Annotated in this window: 20 protein-coding genes and 1 tRNA gene; 12 read left to right on the top strand and 9 right to left on the bottom strand. The window is 67.4% G+C overall.

Annotated features, from left to right (window positions below; genetic code table 11):
- Positions 1 to 85 precede the first annotated feature (85 nt).
- The 6 genes from WFH44_RS15980 (at position 86) to WFH44_RS15955 (ending at position 7,719) form a co-directional block, all read left to right on the top strand.
- On the top strand, positions 86 to 1,294 hold the full coding sequence (locus WFH44_RS15980; protein ID WP_336714917.1) for a sensor histidine kinase: 1,209 nt from the start codon (positions 86 to 88) through the stop codon (positions 1,292 to 1,294).
- Position 1,295: 1 nt separating this feature from the next.
- On the top strand, positions 1,296 to 2,036 hold the full coding sequence (locus tag WFH44_RS15975; RefSeq protein WP_336714916.1) for a response regulator transcription factor: 741 nt from the start codon (positions 1,296 to 1,298) through the stop codon (positions 2,034 to 2,036).
- A 109-nt stretch (positions 2,037 to 2,145) separates the two neighbouring features.
- A complete protein-coding gene (locus WFH44_RS15970) occupies positions 2,146 to 2,925 on the top strand; it encodes an ABC transporter ATP-binding protein (protein WP_336714915.1) in 780 nt (259 codons plus the stop codon).
- A 4-nt stretch (positions 2,926 to 2,929) separates the two neighbouring features.
- Positions 2,930 to 5,443, top strand: a complete 2,514-nt coding sequence (locus WFH44_RS15965; RefSeq protein WP_336714914.1) for an ABC transporter permease — start codon at positions 2,930 to 2,932, stop codon at positions 5,441 to 5,443.
- A gap of 222 nt (positions 5,444 to 5,665) precedes the next feature.
- Positions 5,666 to 7,072: an APC family permease gene (locus tag WFH44_RS15960; RefSeq protein ID WP_336714913.1), complete on the top strand. Its 1,407-nt coding sequence runs from the start codon at positions 5,666 to 5,668 to the stop codon at positions 7,070 to 7,072.
- Between the two features lie 134 nt (positions 7,073 to 7,206).
- On the top strand, positions 7,207 to 7,719 hold the full coding sequence (locus WFH44_RS15955) for a hypothetical protein (protein WP_336714912.1): 513 nt from the start codon (positions 7,207 to 7,209) through the stop codon (positions 7,717 to 7,719).
- 104 nt (positions 7,720 to 7,823) lie between these two features.
- Here the strand turns inward: WFH44_RS15955 and metG are convergent, their stop codons facing one another.
- The 8 genes from metG to ilvD all read right to left on the bottom strand — a co-directional run bounded on the left by metG (position 7,824) and on the right by ilvD (position 20,396).
- Complete coding sequence (gene metG / locus WFH44_RS15950; protein ID WP_336714911.1) at positions 7,824 to 9,386, bottom strand: methionine--tRNA ligase; 1,563 nt, start codon at positions 9,384 to 9,386, stop codon at positions 7,824 to 7,826.
- Between the two features lie 52 nt (positions 9,387 to 9,438).
- Positions 9,439 to 10,143 (bottom strand): ABC transporter ATP-binding protein, encoded by a 705-nt coding sequence (locus WFH44_RS15945; RefSeq protein ID WP_336714910.1) that lies wholly within the window; start codon positions 10,141 to 10,143, stop codon positions 9,439 to 9,441.
- A complete protein-coding gene (locus tag WFH44_RS15940; RefSeq protein ID WP_336714909.1) occupies positions 10,140 to 12,947 on the bottom strand; it encodes an ABC transporter permease in 2,808 nt (935 codons plus the stop codon). The genes WFH44_RS15945 and WFH44_RS15940 overlap by 4 nt, the downstream gene beginning before the upstream one ends.
- A gap of 99 nt (positions 12,948 to 13,046) precedes the next feature.
- A complete protein-coding gene (serA, locus tag WFH44_RS15935; protein WP_336714908.1) occupies positions 13,047 to 14,636 on the bottom strand; it encodes a phosphoglycerate dehydrogenase in 1,590 nt (529 codons plus the stop codon).
- A 224-nt stretch (positions 14,637 to 14,860) separates the two neighbouring features.
- The gene (gene ilvC / locus WFH44_RS15930; protein ID WP_336714907.1) at positions 14,861 to 15,886 is read right to left on the bottom strand and encodes a ketol-acid reductoisomerase; all 1,026 of its coding nucleotides are present in this window, start codon (positions 15,884 to 15,886) and stop codon (positions 14,861 to 14,863) included.
- Positions 15,887 to 15,933: 47 nt separating this feature from the next.
- Complete coding sequence (ilvN, locus tag WFH44_RS15925; RefSeq protein ID WP_336714906.1) at positions 15,934 to 16,446, bottom strand: acetolactate synthase small subunit; 513 nt, start codon at positions 16,444 to 16,446, stop codon at positions 15,934 to 15,936.
- Between the two features lie 3 nt (positions 16,447 to 16,449).
- On the bottom strand, positions 16,450 to 18,351 hold the full coding sequence (locus tag WFH44_RS15920; RefSeq protein ID WP_336714905.1) for an acetolactate synthase large subunit: 1,902 nt from the start codon (positions 18,349 to 18,351) through the stop codon (positions 16,450 to 16,452).
- A 341-nt stretch (positions 18,352 to 18,692) separates the two neighbouring features.
- Positions 18,693 to 20,396 carry a dihydroxy-acid dehydratase gene (ilvD, locus tag WFH44_RS15915; protein ID WP_336714904.1) on the bottom strand — a complete coding sequence of 568 codons (1,704 nt, stop codon included), beginning with the start codon at positions 20,394 to 20,396 and terminating at the stop codon, positions 18,693 to 18,695.
- Between the two features lie 114 nt (positions 20,397 to 20,510).
- On the opposite strand from ilvD, the gene WFH44_RS15910 reads away from it, so the two are divergent.
- The 4 genes from WFH44_RS15910 to WFH44_RS15895 all read left to right on the top strand — a co-directional run bounded on the left by WFH44_RS15910 (position 20,511) and on the right by WFH44_RS15895 (position 22,813).
- The gene (locus WFH44_RS15910; protein WP_336714903.1) at positions 20,511 to 20,996 is read left to right on the top strand and encodes a hypothetical protein; all 486 of its coding nucleotides are present in this window, start codon (positions 20,511 to 20,513) and stop codon (positions 20,994 to 20,996) included.
- A 145-nt stretch (positions 20,997 to 21,141) separates the two neighbouring features.
- Positions 21,142 to 21,573 (top strand): hypothetical protein, encoded by a 432-nt coding sequence (locus tag WFH44_RS15905; RefSeq protein WP_336714901.1) that lies wholly within the window; start codon positions 21,142 to 21,144, stop codon positions 21,571 to 21,573.
- Entirely contained in the window at positions 21,554 to 22,630 is a 1,077-nt protein-coding gene (locus WFH44_RS15900) for a PQQ-dependent sugar dehydrogenase (protein ID WP_336714900.1), read from the top strand. Before WFH44_RS15905 ends, WFH44_RS15900 begins: the two co-directional genes overlap by 20 nt.
- Positions 22,631 to 22,740: 110 nt before the next feature.
- Positions 22,741 to 22,813: transfer RNA gene (locus WFH44_RS15895), tRNA-Lys, on the top strand.
- Positions 22,814 to 22,945: 132 nt separating this feature from the next.
- Here the strand turns inward: WFH44_RS15895 and WFH44_RS15890 are convergent.
- The gene (locus tag WFH44_RS15890; protein ID WP_336714899.1) at positions 22,946 to 24,268 is read right to left on the bottom strand and encodes a heparan-alpha-glucosaminide N-acetyltransferase domain-containing protein; all 1,323 of its coding nucleotides are present in this window, start codon (positions 24,266 to 24,268) and stop codon (positions 22,946 to 22,948) included.
- A gap of 413 nt (positions 24,269 to 24,681) precedes the next feature.
- Here WFH44_RS15890 and WFH44_RS15885 point away from each other — a divergent pair, with 413 nt between their 5' ends.
- Positions 24,682 to 24,903, top strand: coding sequence for a hypothetical protein (locus WFH44_RS15885; RefSeq protein WP_336714898.1), 222 nt, complete (start codon positions 24,682 to 24,684; stop codon positions 24,901 to 24,903).
- 150 nt (positions 24,904 to 25,053) lie between these two features.
- Complete coding sequence (locus WFH44_RS15880) at positions 25,054 to 25,230, top strand: hypothetical protein (RefSeq protein WP_336714897.1); 177 nt, start codon at positions 25,054 to 25,056, stop codon at positions 25,228 to 25,230.
- Positions 25,231 to 25,235 lie beyond the last annotated feature (5 nt).

The following is a 25,235-nucleotide window of genomic DNA, read 5'->3' as shown; positions in this document are numbered from 1 at the left end:
CGGCCCGGAGGGGTCCGGCCTCACGAAAGGTCAGACTCCGGCATGACGCGCCCGGCGCGCGGCTGGCCCTAAAGTCGGAGTCATCATGCGCGTTCACCACAAAATCTACCGCTGGCTCCAGGACAACCCGGGCAAGGTCGACCTGATTGCCATGCTGGTGGCCGTCGTCGCCCTTGTCCTGCCGTTCCTGCTGGTCGGCGACCCGGCGGGCTTTGCGGTATCCGCCGCGATCGTGCTGCCGCTGGCCTGGCGCCGCACGCACCCCTGGCAGTCCGGCTTGGCCACCGCACTCGCCTGCCTGGCCCAAGTGGTCCTGCTCGCCGAGCCGCTCCCCGCCGACATCGTGGTGCTGGTCACCGTCTATTCGCTGGCCGCGTATGCTCCCCGCTGGGCCAGCGTCGGCGGGCTCATCGCGGCGCTGATCGGCGGCCTGCTGTTCGTCATCCGCTACTGGTTCGTCCCGAGCGGCTACGGGTTCGACCCGGCCGGCACCGGCATCCACGTGCTGATTCCCGTCTACATCATCGGACTCATCGCGGTCGACGCCGTCGTCCTGGCCTGCTGGACCTTCGGGGACCTCGCGCGGACGCGCCGGCTGGCACTCCAGGCCCTGCAGGACCGGGCCCGGCGGCTGGAAATCGAACGCCAGCAGGAGCGGGACCTCGCCGCCGCGGACGAACGCAGCCACATTGCCCGCGAAATGCATGACATCGTGGCGCATTCGCTCTCCGTCATCATTACCCAGGCTGACGGCGCCCGCTACGCCAGCGCCCACACCCCGGCCATCGCAGGGCAGACCCTGGAGACCATCGCGGAAACGGGCCGCTCATCCCTGCGGGAGATGCGCCGGTTGCTGGGCGTGCTGCGCGGCGACGAAGTTGCCTCGACCCGCCCGCTGCCGTCCTTGGCGGATGTGCAAACCCTGGTCGAAACGGTTCGCCGGTCCGGCCTGCAGGTCGGGCTGGAGTGGATAGGCCAGTCGCGCCGCACCCTGCCCGCGGGCGCCGAACTCACCGCCTACCGGGTGGTCCAGGAGGCGCTGACGAATGTCCTCAAGCATGCGGGCCCCGACGCCCGCGCCACGGTGCGCCTGGAGTGGACGGGCCGCGGGCTGCTATTGGACATTAACGACGACGGCCGCGGTGCGGGAGCCGATCCGGCCACCGCCGGCAGCGGCCAAGGCATCGCGGGCATGGCCGAGCGGCTGGCACTCTACGATGGGACGGTGGAAGCGGCCCCGAAGAACGGCGGCGGTTTCCGCGTCTACGCGTTCATTCCCTACACGGAGGCCTGAAGTGAGTACCCCGCTGCCACGGCACAATGAGCATGACGACCTTGGCACCGGGCCCATCCGGGTTGCACTGGTCGACGACCAGCAGCTGGTCCGCGGCGGCTTCAAGATGCTCATCAATTCGCAACCGGACCTCGAAGTCGTGGCAGAGGCCGGCAACGGCCGGGAAGCGGTGGGCGCACTGGCCACGGTGAGCGCCGACGTCGTTCTCATGGATGTCCGCATGCCAGGCATGGATGGCATCGAGGCCACCGCGGCGCTGCTGGAACGCGCCGCCCGCCGGCCCGCAGGGTCGGTCGGCGGCGACCTGAAGGTGGTTGTCCTGACCACCTTCGACCTGGACGAGTACGCGCTCTCGGCGATCCAGGCCGGGGCCAGCGGTTTCCTGCTCAAGGACGCCCCGCCGGAGGAGCTGCTCGCGGCCATCCGCACTGTGCACCGGGGCGACGCGGTGATTGCGCCGTCGACCACCCGCCGGCTGCTGGACCATGTGGCGCCCCTGCTGCGCACGCGGTCCCCGGAGGTCAGCAGGCATACGGCCGCGGTGGAGTCGCTGACCGCCCGCGAGCGCGAAGTGTTCACGCTGATCGCCCGGGGACTGTCGAACCCGGAGATCGCGGCCGAGCTGTTCCTGTCCGAGGCGACGGTCAAGACCCACGTCGGCCACATCCTGGCCAAGCTGAACGCCCGGGACCGGGTGCAGGCCGTGCTCATCGCGTACGAGACCGGGGTCGTCGTCCCGTAGGCCGCGCTGCCCCGGGCGGCCGATCTCAGTCCTGGGTATGAGTCCCGGCGGCCGAAGACCAGCCCGGGGTCCGATCCGCCGGCCCCTTTGCGCTCCATAGCGTAGGGGTATGACCACCAGAACCGAGCGATCATCCAGTCTCCCCATCCCCTCCGGAGGGCATGCGGCCCCCGCCGCAGCCACCGACGCACTCAGCAAGACCTACGGCAACGGCGATACCCGCGTCCAGGCCCTCAAGGAGGTGACCGTCGCCTTCGAAAGCGGCAAGTTCACGGCCATCATGGGGCCCTCCGGCTCGGGCAAGTCCACGCTCATGCACTGCCTGGCGGGCCTGGACTCCGCCGACTCCGGGAGCATCCGGATCGGCGGCACCGACATCACCGCGCTGCGCGACGCCCAGCTGACCCGGCTGCGCCGCGAACGCGTCGGTTTCGTCTTTCAGGCGTTCAACCTCGTGCCGACCCTGACCGCCGAGCAGAACATCACGCTGCCCATCGCGCTAGGGGGCGGCAGGATCGACACCGAGTGGCTGGATTACATCACCGCCACGCTGGGATTGGCGGAGCGGCTCAAGCACCGGCCGCATGAGCTCTCCGGCGGCCAGCAGCAGCGCGTGGCGGTGGCCCGGGCACTGCTGACCCGGCCCGACGTGGTCTTCGGCGACGAGCCCACCGGCAACCTGGACTCCCGCTCCGGGGCCGAGGTGTTGGCGCTGCTGCGTCGTTCTTCGCAGGAGATGGGCCAAAGCATCATCATGGTGACCCACGACCCCGTCGCAGCGTCCTATGCGGACCGCGTCGTCCTCATGAACGACGGCCGCCTGGTCGGGGACCTGGACCGGCCGGATACGGACAGCGTGCTCGCCGCACTCGCCGGGCTGGGGGCCTGAACCAATGCTGAAAGTCGCACTCGCAGAGGTGAAGGCGCACGCGCGCCGGTTCATCGCCGTCGGAATTGCGGTCATGGTGGCCGTAGGCTTCCTCACCGCCACCCTCATGGTCAACGCGTCTTCCGAAGCGTCGCTGGCCAACACCGTCGGCGCGGGCTTCAGGAACGCCGACCTCGTCATCGCGCCCGGCCCGGATGCGCCGCTGGAACCGGCGGCGGCCGAGGCTGCCGCCGCCGCGTCCGCTGCCACCGGCGGCGTGGCACAGACCTACCTCCAGCGCCAGGCCTACATTGCCTTCGGCGCGGCCGGGACGGCGGGATTCGGGGTGCTGCAGAACCTGTCGAAGGACGCCGGGCTGAATCCCGCCGAGCTGGTGCGCGGATCCTGGCCCGCGGCAGGCGAAGTCGCCGTTGACGGGGCCACCGCCGAACGGCTGCAGCTGGCTGAAGGAGCGACGCTCCGGCTGGCCCCTGCCGGCGGAAGCGTGGCGGCCGAGAGCCTCGCTTCCGGCCGCGACCTGACGGTCTCCGGCATTATCGAACCCTCCAACGACCCGCTCACCATGGGCCAGCCGCAGTTCCTTGCGCCCGACGCCGTCCTCGACGGGCTCTCCCCGGCGGAAGCACCGGCAGCCGTGCTCACCATCCAGCTCGGCCTCGCCGACGGCGCCGATGCCGGGAAGGTTCGGGACTCCATCGCGGCCGCGGTCTCTGCGGCCGGGCTCCAGGGCGCGGCGGTCAATACCGCGGCCGAGCAGACCAAGGAGCTGGTCGCCGGCCTCACCGGCGGCTCGGACCCGATCACTCCCGTACTGCTGGCGTTCGCCCTCGTCGCGATCTTCGTCTGCGGCCTGGTCGTGGCGAACACCTTCTCGGTGCTGGTCGCCCAGCGTACCCGCGATCTCGCCTTGCTGCGCTGCATCGGCGCCGACCGGAGGCAGATCCGCCGTTCGGTCCTGGTCGAGGCGCTGCTGGTCGGCGCGCTCTCGTCGGCGGCCGGCGTCCTCGCCGCCATCGCCCTGATGGCCGGCCTTGTCGGCTGGCTCCGGCAGCAGCCGGATACCGCCTTCGCCACGCTCGCGATCCCGCCGTTTGCGGTTCCCCTCGGGGCCGGCGCCGGCATCCTGATGACCGTGCTGGCTGCCTTGGCGCCCGCCCGCGCTGCCACCGCCGTCGCACCGCTGGCCGCGCTCCGCCCCTTCGAGGAGGCCCGCGCCGGGAACCGGAAAGGCAGGGCCAGGCTGTGGATCGGTCTGGCGCTCACGGCCGGCGGCGCCGTCGTACTTGGCCTGGGCGCCGCCGGCGCCAACCTGCTCGTGGCGCTCCCCGGGGGCCTGCTCTCCTTCGTTGGGCTCCTGATGTGCGCGAGCGTCTTCGTACCGCCGCTGGTGAGCGCGGTCGGCGCCCCGGCGCGGGCCCTCGGCGTGCCCGGCAGGCTGGCCGCCGTCAACGCCGTCCGCAACCCCGGCCGCACCTCCGCGACGGCCACCGCCCTGCTCATCGGCGTGACCCTCGTGGCCATGATGATGACCGGCGCCCAGACGGCGCGCACCGCCTTCGACTCAGAGCTGGCCACGCAGTACCCGGTCGACGTCAGCATTGCCGGCCCGGCCATGGACGGCACCGCACTTGACGCCCGGGACGCGGCGGCGGCCGCGGAGTACGACGGCGTTGCTGCCGCCGGCCTGGTCACGCCGGGCGGGTTCGCAGAGGTCGATGGCATGCGCACCGGGGTCTACCGGCTGCTGCCGGAGCAGAAGCGGCTGCTGCAGGACCAGGCGCTGGCGCTGGATGACGAGTCGGTGCTGATGGCGGAAGGATCCGGGCTCAAGACGTTGACCGTCGCGGGCAGCCGGGGAGAGAAGGAACTGGCCGTGGTGGAAACGGGAAGCATGGCCTTCCCGCCGCTGATCTCGGCAGCCGTGGCCGAAGAGATCGGCGCGCCGGCGGCCGGCACGCCGGACGCCCTCCCGCAGCTCTGGCTCGCCGTGGACCGGGACCTGGACGCCGCCGACTTGATGCAGCTGCGTGCCGACCTGGCCGCAGGCCTGGGAGTCGAGGAGTACCAGCTCAGCGGCGCCGCGATCGAACGCGCTGCCTTCAACCAAGTGATCGACGTGCTGCTGCTCGTGGTGACCGGGCTGCTCGCCGTCGCCGTGCTGATTGCGCTGGTCGGCGTGGCCAACACCCTGTCCCTGTCCGTGCTCGAGCGCACCAGGGAGTCCGCGTTGCTTCGGGCGCTGGGGCTGACCCGCGGACAGCTGCGCGGAATGCTCGCGCTGGAGGCCGTCCTGATTGCCGGCGTCGCGGCCCTGATCGGCATCGCGCTCGGCGTGCTGTACGGCTGGCTCGGCGCGCAGTCCGCCCTGGGAGCCTTCGCGACGGTAGCCCCCGACGTTCCCTGGCTCCAGCTGGGCTCGGTGCTGGCCGTCGCGGTCATCGCAGGCCTGCTCGCCTCGGTCCTGCCGGCACGCCGCGCCGCCCGGCTGTCGCCGGTGGAAGGACTGGCCATCGCCTGACCACGGCGGGGCGCGCAGCAGATTGGCCCCGCCTGCCCGGGCGGGGCCAATCTGCGCCCGCCCGGGCCTTCTTGTCCCAGTCTGGAGACAACCGCAGCACCGAATGCTAGGTTGGCCAAGACGGCACGGGAGACGAAACCGCGCCAGTGTGCCTGCCACTCCTCATCCTGTTTGCTCCGCGGTATGGTGCGGCATCGGAGCCTGGCCGGACGGAGATCAGTGATGGCGGAATCCACAGTCACCCGGGACCAGCCCGAGCTGAAACGGGCGATCGGGCCCAAGCTCCTGCTCCTGTTCATCGTCGGCGACATCCTCGGCACCGGCGTCTATGCGCTCACCGGCCAGGTCGCCGGCGAAGTCGGCGGCGCCGCCTGGGCTCCGCTGCTGCTGGCCTTCGCCGTCGCAACGATCACGGCCTTTTCCTACCTCGAACTTGTGACCAAGTACCCGCAGGCGGCCGGCGCCGCCCTCTACACGCACAAGGCCTTCGGCATCCACTTCCTGACGTTCCTCGTGACGTTCGCCGTCCTGAGTTCCGGCATAACCTCTGCCTCGACCGCCTCCAAGTTCCTGGCCGAGAACTTCATCGTGGGGTTCAACCTTGATTGGGACCAGGGCGGCGTCACGTGGGTTGCGATCACCTTCATGGCGGTCCTGGCGCTCATCAACCTCCGGGGCGTGAGCGAAAGCCTGAAGTTCAACGTGGTGCTGACCCTCGTCGAGCTCACCGGCCTGCTGATCGTCATCTTCATCGGCTTCTGGGCGATGGCCCAGGGCAACGTCGATTTCAGCCGCATCATGATCTTCGAGACGGCCGAAGACAAGGGCGTCTTCCTCTCCCTGACCGCGGCCACCTCCCTGGCGTTCTTCTCCATGGTCGGGTTCGAGGACTCGGTCAATATGGCCGAGGAGACCAAGGACCCGGTCAAGGTCTTCCCCCGGGTGATGCTGACGGGCCTGTGCATCACCGCCGTTGTCTACGTGCTGGTTTCCGTCGCCGCCGTCTCGATTGTCCCGGTCGGCACCCTCGCGGACAGCCAGACCCCGCTGCTCGAGGTGGTTCGTGCCGGGGCGCCGGACCTGCCCATGGACGTCATCTATCCGTTCCTGTCCATGTTCGCGGTGGCCAACACCGCCCTCATCAACATGCTCATGGCCAGCCGGCTGCTCTACGGCATGGCGCACCAGGACGTCCTCCCCCGCTCGCTCGGCAAGGTCCTGCCGAACAGGCGCTCTCCGTGGAGCGCCATCATCTTCACCACGCTCATCGCCTTCGCGCTGATCATCACCGTCACGAACTTCATGGGCGAGGAAACCGTCGCCGCGCTCGGCGGCACCACGGCGCTCCTGCTCCTGTGCGTGTTCACCATCGTCAACGTTGCCGTCCTCGTTCTCCGGCGCACGCCGGTGGACCGCGAGCATTTCCGTGCCCCGCGCTTCCTTCCTTACCTGGGCGTCCTGACCTGTGCGTACCTGGTAGGCCCCTGGGCACAGGACCCGGTCGAGTACCAGATCGCGGGCTTCCTCATCGGCCTGGGCGTCCTGCTGTGGGCTCTCACCTGGATCTGGAACCGGGCCGTCCGGGCCAAGCAGACCCGCATCCGGCATCCGGAGGATCTGGGCGGCTGATCCTGCCCCGGCCAGCGCGTTCGCCTGCCGGCGGAATCCCGTCCGGCGGTTCCTATCTGCGGGGCGGCCAAGCATACTGAAAGCTGGACTTGGGGGCGGTTCCCTCGTGGTTGTTGGCGTGTGAAGGAGATGGCGTGACGTACTCGAGTTCCTCTGAGGCAAGGCTCAACCAGCATGACCTGGCCGCCTACCTGGATGCCCACCTCCTGGGCGCCAAGGCGGGCATCCGCTTCTTCGATTCCGCCGTCGGTTCCCTGGAAGGCACCGGACAGGAGGACCGGCTCCGGCACATCAAGGACGAGGTGGTCGCGGCGCGCCGGGAGCTGAAGGTCCTGTTCAACCGCTGCGGCTATCGCAGAAGCGCCGCGAAGAGGGTCTCCGGCCTGCTGGGCGCGCTGGCCGGCAAACTCAATCCGCTCAACCCGCTCCGCACGCGCGGGCATGCCGGGGCGCAGCTGGAACTTGAGACGCTGCAGTCGATGCTGCGGGGCCAGGAGTGCCTGTGGCGGACGCTCCAGCTTCTTGCCGAACACGAACCACGGCTCGACCGGGAGCGGCTCGCCCAGCTGGAGAAGCAGGTACAGCGGCAGCTGGGCACCGTCGCGGAGATCATGGACTCCACGGCCGAGGCCCGGTTCCTGCAGTAGCCAGCCCTAAAGCGGTCGGGCGCCGACCGACGAAGGCGTAGCGCCTTCCCGGGACCTGCGGCCTCCTGCGGCCTGCACCACGCGTCCGTTACAGCGCGGCCCCGTTACTGCGCGGCTGGTTCCTCGTACTTGGGGAAGATGGGCGCCGGCGCGGGCAGGACTGTGCCGGGCACGATAGCCGTCGCGATGGCAGCGAAGCCGCGGGCGCCGCCGTCGTCCTGTCCCAGGACGTCCAGCAGCTTGGCGGCGGAACCCGGCATCACGGGCTGGATCAGGATCGCGACGATCCGCAGCACCTCGAGCGTTACATACAGCACGGTGTTCATGCGCTCCACGTCCGTCTTCCGCAGCACCCACGGCGCCTGCTCCGCGAAGTAGGCGTTGGTGTCGCCGAGGACGGTCCAGATCGCCTCGAGCGAGGCGTGGAAGTCCTGCGCCTCGTAGGCAGTACGGGACTTTTCGAGCAGCCGCTCCGCCCGGGCCAGGAGTTCGTGGTCTTCCGGGGCCAGCGTGCCGGGCTGCGGGACCTTGCCCTCGCAGTTCTTGGCCACCATGGACAAGGAGCGCTGGGCGAGGTTGCCGAGGTTGTTGGCCAGGTCCGAGTTCATCCGGCCGACGATGGCGTCGTGGCTGTATGAGCCGTCGGCACCGAAGGGCACTTCGCGCAGCAGGAAGAAGCGCATCTGGTCCAGCCCGTACTGGTCCACCCAGTCGGAGGGGGCGATGACGTTGCCCAGCGACTTCGACATCTTGATGCCCTGGTTGTACAGGTGGCCGTGGATCATCACGCGGCGCGGCAGCTCCAGCCCGGCGGACATCAGGAAGGCCGGCCAGTAGATGGCGTGGAAGCGGGAGATGTCCTTGCCGATGACGTGGACGTCGGCCGGCCACCACTTGCGGAAGAACTCGGCCTCGGTGTCGGGGAAGCCCACGCCGGTCAGATAGTTGGTCAGGGCGTCGACCCAGACGTACATCACGTGCTTGGGATTGCCCGGAACGGGGACGCCCCAGTCGAACGTGGTCCGGGAAATCGACAGGTCGGTGAGGCCGTGCTTGACGAAGCTGATCACTTCGTTGAAGCGGGTGCGCGGCGCCGCGAACTCCGGCTGGTCCTCGTAGAGCTTGAGCAGCTTGTCCTGGTAGGCCGAGAGCCGGAAGAAGTAGGACTCCTCCTCGGTCCAGGTCACCTCGGTGTCCGTCTGGATGGAGTAGCGCTTGCCGTCCTCGCGGACCTCGGTCTCGTCCTCGCCGTAGTAGGCTTCGTCGCGGACCGAATACCAGCCCTCGTATTTGTCGAGGTAGATGTCCCCGGCCTCTTCCATCCGCGTCCAGATGGCCTGCGCGGCGGTGTAGTGGTCGGCGTCGGTAGTGCGGATGAACCGGTCGTAGCTGATCCCGAGCCCGTCCTGCGTGGACTGGAAGACATCCGAGTTCCGCTTGGCCAGCTCGAGGGGCGTGATGCCCTCCTTCTGCGCGGTGTGCAGCATCTTCTGGCCGTGCTCGTCCGTGCCGGTCAGCAAGAAGACGTCGTAGCCGTCCAACCGCTTGAAACGGGCCATGGCATCCGTGGCGATGAACTCGTAGGCGTGGCCGATGTGGGGCACACCGTTGGGGTAGGAAATCGCCGTGGTGATGTAATACGGGGGCTGGGAAACTTCAGACGTCACCCATAGAAGTTACCGCGTGCGCTCGGCGGATGTCGAAACGCACGCGGCCTTCCTAGTTCATCAAGGTGCGGCTGTCCGCGACGTTGATGAGCTCCTGGTCGTGGGTGGCGACGAGGACCGCGATGCCGTCCTTCGTGGTGTCTTTCAGGATGCCGATGATCTGGTTGGCGTGCTCGCGGTCCAGGCTGGCGGTCGGCTCGTCGACGACCAGAACCTTGGTGCCCAGGATCAGCGCCCGCGCGATGGCGACGCGCTGGCGCTCCCCGCCCGAGAGCTGCGCCGGCCGGTGCCGCATGCGGCGGCCCAATCCGACCAGGTCCAGCAGGTCCTTGGCCATTTCGGTCTTGGCCTCGACCTGCTTGTCCGGCACGGCGGGCAGCAGCACGTTCTCCAGCGCGCTCATCCCGTCGATCAGCGCCCCGCCCTGGTCCACGTAGCCGATCAGGGCGCGGCGGCGATCCGAGATCTCGTCATCCGACATGGCATCCAGCGAATCTCCCTGCCAGAAGACCTCGCCGGACGTGGGCAGCGTCAGGCCCGCGGCCACGGTCAGGATACTGGTCTTGCCGGAACCGCTGCGGCCGGCGAGGCAGTGCATGGTGCCGGCCTCGAGGCCCAGATCGAAATCCTGCGCCACGACCAGGGGCTCTCCCCCGCCGCCGTCGTAGCGGATGGTAATGCCGCGAAGCTCCAGCGGCATGGCGTGGTCCGCCGTCCGGCCGATCTTTTCGGCACGTGTCTGGGGCTCTTCAATCATTTCCGTGTCCTTGTCATCAAGATAAACCAGAGAATCACTGCCAGCACGCCCGCGATCGCGGCCCGGAAGGCCGCGTGCGGCGCGACGGCCAGCGAGACACCGACGGCTCCGAGGATGGCCAGCGGCAGAGCCATGGCGGCCAGGATGCCGGCCTCGCTCCGGCGCAGGCCCAGCAGCAGTCCCGGCCCCCACCCCATGGCTTCGAGGATGTCCCACTGCTCGCGCTTGCGGGCCAGGTCGAACCGGCTGGTGATCAGCGTCAGGACCAGGGCCGTGACTACCCCAAGCACCGCCAGGGCCACGTTGACCCCGGCGACCTGGCTCAGCGCAAGCGAACCCAGCGCCGTGCTGCCGGCGGCGCGCGGCAGGTCCAGGATGACCGCAACCAGCGCACCGGCGGCCGCACCCAGCACGCCGACGCCGACGGCTACGGCTCCGGTGTTGAACCGGTTGGTCCGCAGCTGCCGCGCGGCGAACTTCAGCGGCGAATCCACCAGCGGTACGCCGGTGGCGCCCGGCTGCCCGTCCGCGGCCGGCGGGTGCGGTTTCAGCAGCGCAGCGGAGACGAAGGCGGCGGCCAGGTAGACCACCAGTACGACGGCGGACACCAGCAGCGTGGTCAGCGTCCGGCTAAAGGCGTTGACGATGACCGCAACGAGAAGCAGTCCGGCGGCTCCGACCAACAGCTCCGAGAGGAACCAGGAACGGATCCGCGGCCGGTTCCAGCCCATGGCCCGCAGGGTGACGGCTTCCGTGCGCCGCGCCCGGGTGAAGGCGACGGTGCTCGCCGCGGTGAGCAGGGCGGCGCCGCCGAGGGTGAGCATCAGCAGGACGGAGCTCGCCTGGCTCAGCGAGGTCTGCACCGCCGAAGCGGCGCCCTGGCGGAACCAGGACTGGCTGACGGTGCCAAGATCCGATGCCGTACCGGAGCCATCCTGCCGGTACTCGGGCACGTAGATGGAGGCGTCTTCACGGGCGGAACCGGCGACGACCTGGACGTCCAGGCCGAGCTTTTCGATGGCCGCCGCGGCGGCATCGATCTGGCCCGCTGCGTCCGCCCAGCTGCCGCCTGCGTCGACCTTGACCCGGACTGCGTCGATGACGGCATCCTCGGCCGAGGTGCCGCGCACGGCCGCGAGGCCGCTGTAATCGGTTATGGCGCCGGCGGACTGGACGGAGAGTCCCGCGCCGCTCAGGCCCGGCTGCAGTTCGACCGGTTCGACGGCCTCGCCGTCCGCGTCCTGGGTGAGCTTGACGGGCGTGGGGTCGTAGCCGCCGAGCGGGAGGTAGTTGACGTCGCCCGCGGCGTCTCGGACAGCGTTGGCGTCGAAGGTACCGTGCACGAACGGCAGCGGCGCGGCGGCGTCTCCCGCGCCGTCGAGATTGGTCCGGTAGGACTGCTCGTTGACGGGCTTGCGCTGGCTCTGGTCCGGTTCCAGCTGCCACTGCAAGGTCTTCTCCGGCAGCTTGTTCACCTGGACCCAGCCCTGCGGAGTCACGGTCTGTTCGACGCTGCCGTCCGGGTTGGCCGCGCCGGCCACGTACTCCGGCGTGGAGACGAAGTCCGTGCTCCAGCTGGCCGGCTGGTGCAGGCCGGCAACGACCTGCACACCGCCGGACCCGAGCAGGTTGTTGTAGTCCTCGCCGCCGGGCCAGCGCAGCTGGAAGGGCTTGGTCGAGGCGAACGGCAGGTACTCCTCCCCCAGCGCCTTGCTGACGGTACCTACGTCCGCGATCTTATTGCCGGCGTCGTCGATTTCCTCGATCTGCACCGAATAAGTAAGGTCCAGCGCGGTGCCGGACCGGACCACGAGCGGAATGACCTGGGAGTCCTCGGTCAGCGAGCCGGCCTCCATGGCTGACTGGTACTGCATGACGAACGGGCTCCAGAACGCGAACGGATGCCCGTCGATCTCTGCGGACTCCGTGCCCCCGCTGAACAGACCCGGGGTCATCTGGCCGGAGAACTCCTGACCGACCTCCATTGCGTTGCGTCCGGCCGCGCTGGGCGCCTCGGTCAGCGGCGCCAGGAAACCGCCTGCATCGCCCAGCAGCGCCTGCTCCGCGGCGGGGTCGACGGCGACGACGGTCTCGCTGATCTGCGGCAGCATCGGCAGCGCGATGGTTACGTCGAAGTCGCCGTGCGAGCTTCCACCGGCGGGATCCGGGAACTTGATGCCGGTCTCCCCCTCCGGAGCGACGGTGCGCAGGCTTTTGCCGCCCGGCACATCGAGTTCCTTCAGCTTGGCCTGCCCGAGCGAGCCCTCCGCAGCCGTTTCGAAGAGCACGGTGTCCTTGACGCCGTCGGACGTGACCGCTTTGGCGGTGATCCGGTAGTTTTTCGGGTCCTCGCTCAGGACGGAATCCGGTTCCGGCCATTCCGACGCCGGGACGGCGTCCTTGATGTTCTGCTGCTCGAGGTAGGTGGCAATGTTTTCGTTGTAGCCGACGTAGTCCGTAGCCTTCAGCTGCGGGAACTCGATGTCCTGGACGACCTTGGATACCAGGCTCACCGGGGCTGCGACGCCGATCCCTGACAGGTTGCGGATTTCTTCCAGCTGTTCGTTCGTGATGCCGCCGGCACCGGAGAGGTAGTCCGGCTGCTTCAGGGTTTTGCCTTCACCGCCCTTGCCGGCGGGAAGGACAAGGATGTCGTAGAGGCCACGAGAGTTGGTGTCCACGACCCGGCCCAGCGAAGACTGGGCGCGATCCTGGATGAAGACCGACAGCAGCATGGCTGCGACGAGAACGACGACTGTGATGACAAGCGAGCGGCTGCGTAGAAAGCGTGCTGCTGCATTCAACGAAAGAATCCCCTAAGCCAGGAACTGATAAGAAAATACAAGAATGAAGGCCCGTTGAGCCGAACTTCTGCGGCTCAACGGGCCTTGACCTCATCCAGTCTAGTCCTGGAGGTCGACCTCTCTGGCCAGTGAAGCTCCGATCGTATCGCGCAGCTTTTCAAGCACCTCCTGCGGAACCGAGCTGTCCACGGTCAGCAGGGCGAGGGCCTGCTTGCTGTCCTCGTTGCGGGAGACCTGCATGCCGGCGATGTTGATGTCGTGCGCACCCATCAGCTGGCCGAGGGTGCCGATGACGCCCGGGCGGTCGTCGTAGATGAAGACGACCAGGTGCTCGCTGATCGGGATCTCGACTTCGTAGCCGTTCACGCAGACGAGCTTTTCGATCTGCTTCGGGCCGGTCAGGGTGCCGGCGACCGAAATCTGGCTGCCGTCGGACAGGGCGCCCCGGATGGTCAGCACGTTGCGGAACTCTTCCGATTCCGTCGTGGTGATCAGGCGGGTATTGATGCCGCGCTGCTCGGCGAGGACCGGGGCGTTCACGTACGAGACCTGCTCGGACACGATGTCCTTGAACACGCCCTTGAGCGCGGCCAGTTCGAGCGCCTTGACGTCCAGCTCCGCGATTTCGCCGGCAACTTCGACGTCGATCTGGGTCACCGAGTCATGCGTGAGGGCGGTGAAGATGCGCCCCAGCTTTTCGATCAGCGGAATGCCCGGACGGACCTCCGGGGCAATGACGCCGCCGGCGACGTTGACCGCGTCGGGCACCAGCTCGCCGGCCAGCGCGAGGCGGACGGACCTGGCGACCGAAATGCCGGCCTTCTCCTGCGCCTCATCGGTGGACGCCCCGAGGTGCGGGGTGACGACGACGTTGTCCAGGCCGAAGAACGGCAGATCCGTGCTCGGCTCGGTGACGAAGACGTCGATGGCGGCGCCGGCGATCTTGCCTTCCTTCAGCGCGGTGTACAGCGCGTCCTCGTCGATCAGCCCGCCGCGGGCGACGTTGACGACGTAGGCGCTTTCCTTCATCTTGTCGAACGCCTCGTCGCCGATCATGCCGATCGTCTCGGGGGTCTTGGGCATGTGGATGGTGATGAAGTCGGACTGCTCGAGCAGCTCGTCCAGACCCACCAGCTGCACGCCCAGCTGCGCGGCGCGCGCGCTGGTGACGTAGGGATCATAGGCGAGGATCTGCGTCTCGAAGGCCTGCAACCGCGCCGCAATCAGGGCGCCGATGCGGCCGAGGCCGATGATGCCGATCTTCTTTTCGTAGAGCTCGGTACCGGTGTACTTGGAACGCTTCCATTCGCCGTTCTTAAGGGCGGCGTTGGCGGCCGGAATGTGGCGGGCCAGCGAGAGGATGTGTCCGACGGTCAGTTCAGCGGCGGAGACAATGTTCGACGTGGGGGCGTTGACGACCATGACACCGGCCTGGGTCGCGGCCTTGATGTCCACGTTGTCCAGGCCGACGCCGGCGCGGGCGATGACCTTCAGGTTCCTGGCCGCGGCAATGGCCTCGGCATCGACCTTGGTGGCCGACCGCACGAGGATGGCGTCGACGTCCGCGATCGCGGGCAACAGCTGGGAACGGTCAGCCCCGTCGGCCTGGCGGATTTCGAAGTCGGGACCGAGGGCCTCGACGGTGGCAGGAGAGAGTTCTTCGGCAAGGAGAACTACTGGTTTTTCCACGGAGCGTATTCCTTCGCAGCGTCGCAGTGGCGGGGTTGCATCAAGTGTAGGACGGAGCACTCGTGCACTCACACTGTTACCGATCGTCCCAGTGTGAATCCGGCCACGCTCCGTTCCGGCTCGGGCCCGGGTCCGGGCCCTAAAGAGTCCTGCTCGGGCCCGCACCCGGACCCGAAAAAGCGGGTTCCCGCGCCGCGGTGCGGCGCGGGAACCCGCCTCGCATGCTAGCGGGCGACGGAGCCTTCGGTGTAGTCGTCGTCGGACTTGGCCCAGGAGAACAGCTTGCGCAGTTCGCGGCCGGTGCCCTCGATCGGATGTGCCTCGCCCTTGGCGCGCAGCGACTTGAACTCCGGAGCTCCGGCATCCTGGTCGTCGATGAAGCGCTTGGCGAAGGCGCCCGACTGGATGTCGGCGAGAACGGCCTTCATGTTCTCCTTGACCTCCGGGCTGATCACGCGCGGACCGGAGACGTAGTCGCCGTACTCTGCGGTGTCGGAGACGGACCAGCGCTGCTTGGCGATGCCGCCCTCCCACATCAGGTCGACGATGAGCTTGAGCTCGTGCAGCACCTCGAAGTAGGCGATCTCCGGCTTGTAGCCGGCCTCGGTCAGGACCTCGAAGCCGTACTGCACCAGTTGGGAGGTGCCGCCGCAGAGGACAGCCTGCTCGCCGAACAGGTCGGTCTCGGTCTCTTCGGTGAAGGTGGTTTCGATGACGCCGGCGCGGGTGCCGCCGATCGCCTTGGCGTAGGACAGCGCCAGTTCCTTGGCCTTGCCGGAGGCGTCCTGCTCGACGGCGATCAGGTCCGGAATACCGCGGCCGGCCTCGAATTCGCGGCGCACGGTGTGCCCCGGAGCCTTCGGCGCGACCAGGGCGACGTCGACGTCGGCCGGCGGCTGGATGTAGCCGAAGCGGATGTTGAAGCCGTGGCCGAAGAACAGGGCGTCACCGCTCTTGAGGTTCGGCGCGATTTCCTCGGCGTAAACGAAGCGCTGGACCTGGTCCGGGGTGAGGATCATGATCAGGTCGGCTTCGGCAGTGGCCTCGGCAACGGGGAGGACGCGCAGGCCCTCGGCCTCGGCCTTGGCCTTGGACTTGGAGCCTTCGGCCAGTCCGACGCGGACGTCGACACCGGAGTCGCGCAGGTTCAGGGCGTGCGCGTGGCCCTGGCTGCCGTAGCCGATAACGGCGACCTTGCGGCCCTGGATGATCGACAGGTCGGCGTCGTCGTCGTAGTAAAGCTTAGTCACTTTGTATATCTCCTGTTTGGTTTTTGTCTGCTGATCGGGTGCGGAACTCAGGCCGAGCGCAGGGCCCGGTCGCTCATGGACCGGGAACCGCGGCCGATGGCCAAAGTTCCGGACTGGACAATTTCGCGGATGCCAAACGGCTCCAGCACTGACAGCAGCGCGGTGAGCTTTTCGGCGGTGCCGGTGGCTTCGATGACCAGCGAGTCGGTAGAGACGTCGACCACTGAAGCGCGGAACAGATCTGCTGCCTGGGTTACCTGCAGCCGTGTTGCGGCATCCGCGCGAACCTTGACCAAGATGTGGTCGCGTTGCACGGAAGACTCGGGAACAAGCTCGACGATCTTGATGACGTTGATGAGCTTGTTGAGTTGCTTGGTGACCTGCTCAAGCAGGTCGCCCTCGGCCTCGACCACGACGGTGATGCGGGAGAACCCGTCAACTTCCGTCGGGCCGACGGCCAAAGAATGGATATTGAAGGCCCGCCGGGCGAAGAGGCTGGCGACGCGCGTCAGGACGCCCGGCACATCTTCAACGAGCACAGAAAGGGTATGGCGTGCCATGGGCTAGTCCTCTTCTTCCCAGTCCGGGGTCATGTTGCGGGCGATCTGGATCAGGTCATTGCTGACCCCGGCCGGCACCATGGGCCAGACCATCGAGTTCGGGCTGACCACGAAGTCGATGATGACCGGCCTGTCGTTGATCTCCAGCGCCTGCTTGATCGTGGCGTCGATATCCTCGGCACGCTCGCAGCGCAGCCCGACGCAGCCGTACGCGTCGGCCATCTTCACGAAGTCCGGGATCCGGACCGTCTCATGGCCGGTGTGCAGGTCGGTGTTGGAGTAGCGGCCGTCGTAGAACAGCGTCTGCCACTGCCGCACCATGCCCAGCGAGGAGTTGTTGATCACCGCGACCTTGATCGGGATGTTGTTCAACGCGCACGTGGCCAGTTCCTGGTTGGTCATCTGGAAGCAGCCGTCGCCGTCGATGGACCAGACCACGCGGTCCGGGTTGCCCACCTTCGCGCCCATGGCCGCGGGCACGGAGTAGCCCATGGTCCCCAGGCCGCCCGAGTTCAGCCAGGCGTGCGGGCGCTCGTACTTGATGAACTGCGCGCTCCACATCTGGTGCTGGCCGACGCCGGCCACGTAGACCCCCTCGGGGCCCGTCAGTTCGCCGATCCGCTCGATGACCCGCTGAGGCGCCATCAGGCCGTCGTCCGGCTCGGTGAAACCGAGCGGGTAGGTCTCCTTGAGCCGGTCCAGCTGCGTCCGCCAGTCGGCCAGGTCGGGCGCGCCCTCCTCGGCGAAGCGTTCGCGGCAGGCCTGGAGCAGCTCGGGCAGGATCTCCTTGACCGAACCCACGATCGGCACGTCCGCCGTGCGGTTCTTGGAGATCTCTGCCGGATCGATGTCCGCGTGGATCACCTTGGCGCCCGGGGCGAAGCTGCTCAGCACGCCGGTCACGCGGTCATCGAAGCGTGCGCCCAGCGTGACCAGGAGGTCCGCCTGCTGGAGGGCGGTCACCGCGCTCACCGAACCGTGCATGCCCGGCATGCCCACATGTTGCGGGTGCGAATCCGGGAAGACGCCGCGGGCCATCAGCGTGGTCGTGACCGGGGCACCGACGAACTCGGCCAGCTCCCGCAGCTCGGCGGCTGCGTGCGCCTTGACCACGCCGCCGCCCACGTAGAACACGGGGCGTTCGGCGGCCGCGATCAGCTTGGCCGCTTCCCGCACCTGCTTGGAATGGCCGCGAACCACCGTGCGGTAGCCCGGAAGATCGATCTTCGGTGGCCAGGAGAAGGTCATCTTGCTCTGCTGGGCATCCTTGGTGATGTCGACCAGCACCGGACCGGGGCGGCCCGTGGTCGCAATGTGGAAGGCCTCGGCCAGCACGCGCGGGATGTCGGCGGCCTTAGTCACCAGGTAGGAATGCTTCGTGACCGGCATCGTGATGCCGACGATGTCCGCCTCCTGGAAGGCGTCGGACCCGATCACGGCGCTGGAAACCTGGCCCGTAATGGCGACCATCGGCACCGAGTCCATGTGGGCATCGGCGATGGCGGTGACCAGGTTGGTGGCGCCCGGACCCGAGGTGGCAATGCAGACGCCGGCCCTGCCGGTGACCATCGCATAGCCTTGGGCGGCGTGGCCTGCTCCCTGTTCATGGCGCACCAGGATGTGGTTGATCTTGGCGGAATCCATGAGCGGGTCGTAGGTGGGGAGGATGGCCCCGCCCGGCAACCCGAAGACGTCGTCGACGCCCAGTTCTTCCAGTGAACGGACTACGGCTTGTGAGCCGGTCATTTCTGTGGGCGGCACGATGTTGTTGGGCCCCTGGACAGGGCTGACCGCGTCCACGATGGAAGAGACAGAAGCAGCGACATCTTTGTTCTTGGTGGCGTCGGCCTGGGCCGGCGCCTTATTGGCCATCAGCGAGGGGCTGATCGGCGATCCCTTACTCATCGAAATTCCTTCGCGGATCTGTGGTTATTCGGATGTGCCTGCCGCGCGCCGCGAGGCGCCCGGCTCTGTTCTCTTCTGCAATAAAAAAACCCCGCCGAGCCGGTTGGCTCCGATGGGGTTCCGCGCGTGACGTGGTCTGGACCTGACGGGCTTACGCCACGCGCTCAATAAGGACGACCACGACTACGATTTGCATGGCTTCAGTCTGCTGGCCGACGGATATTGGTGTCAACCAGGGAACCCCTTGTCTCATTATACGGACATAATGTCCGTGTTTTGAGACAACGCTGAAGCGGGAGGCCCTGGAGGCCGCCGGAACGCGGCGGCCTCCAGGAGACTCGTCAGCCGCAGTAGGCGCCCGTGGACGCCGAGTTGACGAGCTTGGCGTACTTAGCCAGCACGCCGGAGGTGAATTTCGCCGGCAGCGGCGCCCAGCCGACCTTGCGTGCTTCGAGCTCCGCCTCGTCGACCAGCAGGTCGAAGGAGCGGGCCGCGATGTCCACGCGGATACGGTCACCATCCTTGACGAAGGCGATGGGGCCGCCGTCGACCGCTTCCGGCGCGACGTGCCCGATACACAGACCGGTGGTCCCGCCCGAGAAGCGCCCGTCGGTGAGCAGCAGGACGTCCTTGCCGAGCCCGGCGCCCTTGATCGCACCGGTGATCGCAAGCATTTCGCGCATGCCGGGACCGCCCTTGGGGCCTTCGTAGCGGATAACGACGACGTCGCCCGCCTTGATCTGTCCGTTGTCCAGCGCTTCCAGGGCGCCCTGCTCACGTTCAAACACGCGGGCGGTGCCCTCGAAGACATCGGCGTCGAAGCCGGCGCTCTTGACCACGGCTCCCTCGGGAGCCATGGAACCGTGCAGGATGGTGATGCCGCCGGTCTTGTGGATCGGATTGTCCATGGCGCGCAGGATCTTGCCGTCGACATCCGGCGGGTTGATGGCCGCGAGGTTTTCGGCGACGGTCTTGCCCGTAACGGTGAGGCAGTCGCCGTGCAGCAGGCCGGCGTCGAGCAGGGCCTTCATGATCACCGGCACGCCGCCGATCTTGTCGACGTCGGTCATGACGTAGCGGCCGAACGGCTTCAGGTCGCCCAGGTGCGGGATCTTGTCGCCGATGCGGTTGAAATCATCCAGGGTCAGTTCGACCTCTGCCTCGCGGGCGATCGCAAGCAGGTGCAGGACGGCGTTCGTGGATCCGCCGAAGGCCATGGTGACGGCGATGGCGTTTTCGAAGGCCTTCTTGGTCATGATGTCGCGGGCGGTGATGCCCAGGCGCAGCAGGTTGACCACGGCTTCGCCGGACTTGCGGGCGAATTCGTCGCGACGGCGGTCTGCCGAGGGCGGAGCCGCAGAGCCGGGCAGGGACATGCCCAAAGCCTCGCCGATGCAGGCCATGGTGTTGGCGGTGTACATGCCGCCGCAGGCACCCTCGCCAGGACAGATGGCCTTCTCGATACGGTCCAGGTCCTCGCGGCTCATCTTGCCTGCCGCGCACGCGCCGACTGCCTCGAACGCGTCGATCAGCGTGACTTCCTTTTCGGAGCCGTCCTCCAGCTTGACCCAACCGGGCATGATCGAGCCGGCGTACAGGAACACGCTGGCGAGATCCAGCCGTGCGGCGGCCATCAGCATGCCAGGCAGCGACTTGTCGCAGCCGGCCAGCAGGACGGACCCATCGATCCGCTCGGCCTGCATGACCGTCTCCACGGAGTCTGCGATGACCTCGCGGGAGACAAGGGAGAAGTGCATGCCCTCGTGGCCCATGGAAATGCCGTCCGACACGGAAATGGTCCCGAACTGCATCGGGAAACCGCCGCCGGCGTGCACGCCTTCCTTGGCGCCCTGGGCCAGGCGGTTCAGGGACAGGTTGCAGGGGGTGATTTCATTCCAGGAACTGGCGACGCCGATCTGCGGCTTCGCGAAATCGTCGTCCCCCATTCCAACTGCTCGGAACATTCCGCGGGCCGGGGCTGCGTGAATGCCGTCGGTGACTACCCGGCTGCGGGGCTTGATATCTGGAGTTGCGTCGGCGCTCATGGCTTCGATTCTATGACCAGCCCGCGGCGACCCATGACCATGTGACATGGGAACGACGGCGGGGGCGGGGCAACGTGCCGTAATCTGTCGGACCGGTTTCCTAGACTGGACCATATGCCTCCCAGCCAAGCCAGCACCCCGCCCAGCACCGAACCCGACGGCCAACCCGGCAGCCGGCCCAGCAGCGACAAGCTCAAGGAGATCCTCAGCCGGATCTTCGATTCGCAGATCCCGAACCACGGCGACTACAACCTGGTCTTCGGCAGCACCGGCCATCACTGCTGGCGGAACCCGGCTCCCTGGAAGGGCAAGTCCTTCGTCATCGGGTACCGGTGGCGGCCCCTGGAGCTGGTCATCGCCCCCTTCGACGGCAACCGGCTGACCGCGGGAGGCACCCCGTCTGCCATCAACATGACCAACCTGTCGCACGCCGTCGAACTGAACGGCGGCGGCTACGAGGTCGGCACCAATACCGGGACCACGTTCCGCTTCGGCGTGCAGCCGCGCGGGCAGCTTCCGGCAGCAGGCTACGTCGTGGAGCAGGACGAGGACAGTGCCGATTTCAGCCGATTCATGGACGGCTTGATCGCGGCCGCCTAGGACCGGCTGCGCAAACCAGACGTCGCCGGCGGAACGGGATCGGCTGCACGGCGAGCGAAGGACTCTGGCAGCACGGAGGACGGGGTTCCGGCCGAGGCAGGTTCCACTATGGACAGACCATCCGACGGAAACTAACGTACGCATCATGAGCAACCGCCGCCATGGGAAGGGGCCAGCCGTGGAGTGGCTGATCTGGATTGGCATCATTGCCGTGATCGCGGCCCTCCTGGTGTGGCTCTTCACCAAGGGTTCCTCGTCCACCACGGCGCCGCGGCCGGCTGAGCGGGACGGCCGCTCCCCCGACGCCGGGCAACCCGGCCCCTCGGCGCGCCCGGACAGGTTGCCGGCTGCGCCGGAAGAGCCCGAGCCCATCGACGGCTGGACCGAGAGCGCCGCCGAAACCGCGCACTACGATCCCGCGACCGAAGACACCTACATCGAAGACCTGCCGGCGGAAGACCGGGGCAAGCCGCCGCTGTATGACGGCACGGAATGGGGTCCGCACACCGGCGAGACCGTCGTCGAACCCAAGGTCGACCCCGTCGACGGCGAGGAACATGGCCGGCGGGCGGGCTGAAACTCAGCGGACGGCCCTTCGCAACCTGCGCGCCGCCGTCGTTCTCTCCCTTGCCGCAGGGTCCGCGGCCTGCACCGCACCGCCCGCCACACCCGGATCGGTCAGCACCGGCAGCGGCTCCGGGGTGTCGACCGTTGCCGAAGGGCTGGCCGACCCGTGGTCCATCGCTTTCCTGCCGGACGGAAGCGCCCTGGTCTCCGAGAACAATACGGGGCTGATCAAGCAGTTGAAGGATCGCCGGACCGTTGCCGCAGTCCCCGTGCCCGCGGAACTGGAGACAACCGGCGAGGGCGGCCTCCTGGGCCTCGCCGTCAGCCAGGATTTCGCCAAGGACAACCGGCTCTTCGTATACCTCACGACACCGCAGGACAACCGGGTCCTCAGCTACCGTTGGGAGGACGGAGAGCTGACCGGCGGCCGCGAGGTTGTGACAGGCATTCCCAAATCGCGCATCCATAACGGCGGGCGCCTGGAATTCGGGCCGGACGGCTATCTCTACATCTCCACCGGGGAAGCCGGGCAGCGCGAGCTGTCCCAGGACCTGGCCTCCCTGGGCGGAAAGATCCTGCGCGTCACCCGGGACGGCGACCCTGCTCCCGGGAACCCGTTCCCGGACAGCCCCGTCTACACCTATGGCCATCGGAATGTGCAGGGAATGGCCTGGGACTCCGAGGGACGGATGTGGGCCTCGGAATTCGGGCCCGACCGGGATGACGAGCTCAACCTCATCGAAGCGGGCAAGAACTACGGTTGGCCGGAGGTCACCGGAGCGCCCGGCGACGATCGCTTCGTCGACGCGGTAGTGGTGTGGCCCTCCACCGCGGAGGCATCCCCCAGCGGATTGGCCATTGTCGACGACGTCGCGTGGCTGGCCGCCCTGCGTGGGCAACGGCTGTGGCGGGTCCAGCTCTCCGGCGAGAAGGCGGGCAAGCCCACCGCCCTGCTGCAGGGCGAGTACGGCCGGCTTCGCGACGTCGAGGCCGCACCGGACGGGCGGCTCTGGGTGCTCACCAACGGCGGCAATCCGGACCGGATTCTCGCGGTTTCTGTGAAGTAGGCGACATTCGCCCTTTCGATTTCACTTTCTCCGAAAGAGCATGTAGAGTTACATGTCGTTGCGGGGGACAGAGACGAAGCGGAAAGCTTCTGAAAGTCCTCGAAAACACTGCACCTCTAGCTCAACTGGCAGAGCAATTGACTCTTAATCAATGGGTTCCGGGTTCGAGTCCCGGGGGGTGCACTTCAGACCCCGTCTGACTAGCGAAACGCTTGGTCAGGCGGGGTTTTTCGTTATGCAGACAGGTACTGCACGGGCGAGTTCTTTGCCGCCAACGACAGAAGCCGGCGTGCCGCGCAACGAAATCGACCACCATCATCCGCGACCGCTCGGCGGCGGGAGCACCTGCGTCCGTATTAGGCCCCTGGCCTGCCTGCGGCGCAGCCACCGCTTTTCCTGCGGATGGTGGATCAGATCGCGGACCCAGTCGCTGGAATCCGAGATGATTTGCTCCAGGGGGCCCCTGCCCATCGCGCTTCGCCAGACGAGGGCGAACAGCATGAACGAGATAATCTGGATCCACAGTGAAACCATTGGCCGATCTTCGTCCAGCACCTCGATCGCCACAATAGTTACGTGCGCAGAATAGAGGGTCAGCGTCATGGCGCCGACGGCTGCGAACGGCGAGAAGATCCTGCCGCCGGAATGCGTCAGTATCAGGACCACGCCCGTCAATGCCATCGCGCAGCCGAGGTTATGCACCACGTTCAGCGGGCTGTTTGTGTAAGGTCCGACGGCGGCCAGCCACCACCCGGTGGTGTCCGGCATCAGCGTCACGTCGGGCCCGTGCGCCAGGAAATCACTGATCTCGGCACTGGTCATGTTCGGCGTCGCTTCCACCAGGCGCTGGAAACCTCCGGCTGCTCCGAGCAAAAGGTGGGAGAGGTGCCACGTGGCCAAGGCCAGTCCCGCGCCCCAGACGGCGATGACGAGCGCGACCTTCTTCGACGTCAGGACCTGGCGGCCGATGACTATGCCGACGCAGATGTAGGCCATCCAGAGCAGCGTGGGATAGTAGCCGGTGAGCAGGATGTCGGACAGGAACGGCACGGGATATTGGAACATGTCTTTCAGCGTGTAGTCCGATGCCGGATCGGGCTGTTCCGGGAAACTGTGGCCGAAGAGGAACAACAGGAGCGGGCCCAGGGTGGCGCACAGGACTCCGGCGATGAGCAGCACCCGGTTGGACCGGCCATATAACGGAATGGCCAGCAGGAACAGGGCGCCGAAGTAGGGAAGGATCGTCGCCACCCAGCCGTCCAGATAGCCCAGCAGCAGGCCGGCCAGCATAATGAGCAGGCCCCGTATGACGAGGGCTCCCCGGTCCGCCCAGAGTGTCCGGCCGTACAGCCTACCCCGAGACCGCCTCTCCACGAACGCAATGGACACTCCAGCCAGCAAGGCGAAGAGCGCGGCGGAGCGGCCGCCGAAGATAGCAAAAGCCCAGGTCGCTTGGTTATTCGCATCCGTCTCCGGAAAGACGTGGACGGTCACCATGCCAATCAGGGCGATGGATCGCGCAACGTCGATACCGATCGCCCGTTTGGTGCGGGTCGGCTGGTTCGGCCCTGGCTTCGGTATCGCGGCGGCCGGTGTGAAGGCAGAGAGCGGCCAGGAGCCAGGGAGTGGTTGGTACATTCCGGCAGTCATGGCAGAACTCGCTGCCCCTGCACGCAAACGTTCATGGGGGACCCCTGTAGCGGTCTAGATTGCAGATGTGCTCTCCCCCTGCAGACCATTCTTTTGGCGCTGCTGTTAGGTCCTCGTCACAGCTGCGTTATCGCCCCATGATCCAGGTGTCATCGGCCCTAGCCGGAACGTCTTATCGCTGCTAGCCAATCTTTTTCGGCCCCCTAGGCAGCGGATCGTGGACGCCGGTCAGTTCGACCTCGAGCTGTCGATGTACCAGCGGTCACGGGTCTGCTGGGCGTAAGCCGCGGCCTGCGGAGCTGGGAACGGTAGAGCTCGCGAGCGGGGTTGCCTGTGTCGGGTTGCTTCTGCAGGGCCTCCGGCTCTGGCCGATCCGCCTCAAGGAGAGCAAAATAACCGCCATGATCGACATGCCGCCGCCCCCGGAACCGCCCGCCCTTCCCTCGGAGAAGGTCAGGGACCTGATCGACTACGCGGACCGGATGGCCGCCTTCATTTCAGCTGAGACAGAGCTGATCGGCGAGCTAGGCAGGGCGCCTGCGGAGAACAACCTGACCCCGCTGATCGAGGGCTGGCGGTTCGTGGCGCAGGCGATGCGGGACAGCTACGACGGGCAGTGTTGACAGCGGACGGACGCTACAGCGGCCAGCAGCCCGGAGTCGATGCAGGCCTGTGCTCCGAGGACGAGGCGCTCCTGGCCGGCGCTCCCCTACCCGCACGCCGGAACCGCTGACCGCCGCCACCGGCCGCCGATACCGTTCTACGCTGGGGCCGTGGCAGCCGCACTCATCGTGCCAGGGATCCTGCTGGTCCTGCCGACGGCCATGTACCGGCATTCACGGCCGCGGCAGGCCGGCGAACCCTTCGGGCCCATCCGCACCGTTATGCTCTCCTGCAGCGTGATCGGACTGCTGCTCGTCCTCACCGGCATAGCCCTGTTCCTCAACTAGCGTCC

Source organism: Arthrobacter sp. USHLN218 (assembly GCF_037144715.1).
Classification (GTDB): domain Bacteria; phylum Actinomycetota; class Actinomycetes; order Actinomycetales; family Micrococcaceae; genus Crystallibacter.
The sequence above is the reverse complement of the archived record's forward strand: the minus strand, read 5'-3'. Positions and strand labels throughout refer to the sequence as shown.

Coding starts and splice junctions, on each gene's coding strand:
- WFH44_RS15980 (WP_336714917.1), top strand. CDS start 86: ATGCGCGTTCACCACAAAATCTACCGCTGGCTCCAGGACAACCCGGGC.
- WFH44_RS15970 (WP_336714915.1), top strand. CDS start 2,146: ATGACCACCAGAACCGAGCGATCATCCAGTCTCCCCATCCCCTCCGGA.
- WFH44_RS15965 (WP_336714914.1), top strand. CDS start 2,930: ATGCTGAAAGTCGCACTCGCAGAGGTGAAGGCGCACGCGCGCCGGTTC.
- WFH44_RS15960 (WP_336714913.1), top strand. CDS start 5,666: ATGGCGGAATCCACAGTCACCCGGGACCAGCCCGAGCTGAAACGGGCG.
- WFH44_RS15945 (WP_336714910.1), bottom strand. CDS start 10,143: ATGATTGAAGAGCCCCAGACACGTGCCGAAAAGATCGGCCGGACGGCG.
- ilvN (WP_336714906.1), bottom strand. CDS start 16,446: ATGGCACGCCATACCCTTTCTGTGCTCGTTGAAGATGTGCCGGGCGTC.
- WFH44_RS15920 (WP_336714905.1), bottom strand. CDS start 18,351: ATGAGTAAGGGATCGCCGATCAGCCCCTCGCTGATGGCCAATAAGGCG.
- ilvD (WP_336714904.1), bottom strand. CDS start 20,396: ATGAGCGCCGACGCAACTCCAGATATCAAGCCCCGCAGCCGGGTAGTC.
- WFH44_RS15910 (WP_336714903.1), top strand. CDS start 20,511: ATGCCTCCCAGCCAAGCCAGCACCCCGCCCAGCACCGAACCCGACGGC.
- WFH44_RS15905 (WP_336714901.1), top strand. CDS start 21,142: ATGAGCAACCGCCGCCATGGGAAGGGGCCAGCCGTGGAGTGGCTGATC.
- WFH44_RS15900 (WP_336714900.1), top strand. CDS start 21,554: ATGGCCGGCGGGCGGGCTGAAACTCAGCGGACGGCCCTTCGCAACCTG.
- WFH44_RS15890 (WP_336714899.1), bottom strand. CDS start 24,268: ATGTACCAACCACTCCCTGGCTCCTGGCCGCTCTCTGCCTTCACACCG.
- WFH44_RS15885 (WP_336714898.1), top strand. CDS start 24,682: ATGATCGACATGCCGCCGCCCCCGGAACCGCCCGCCCTTCCCTCGGAG.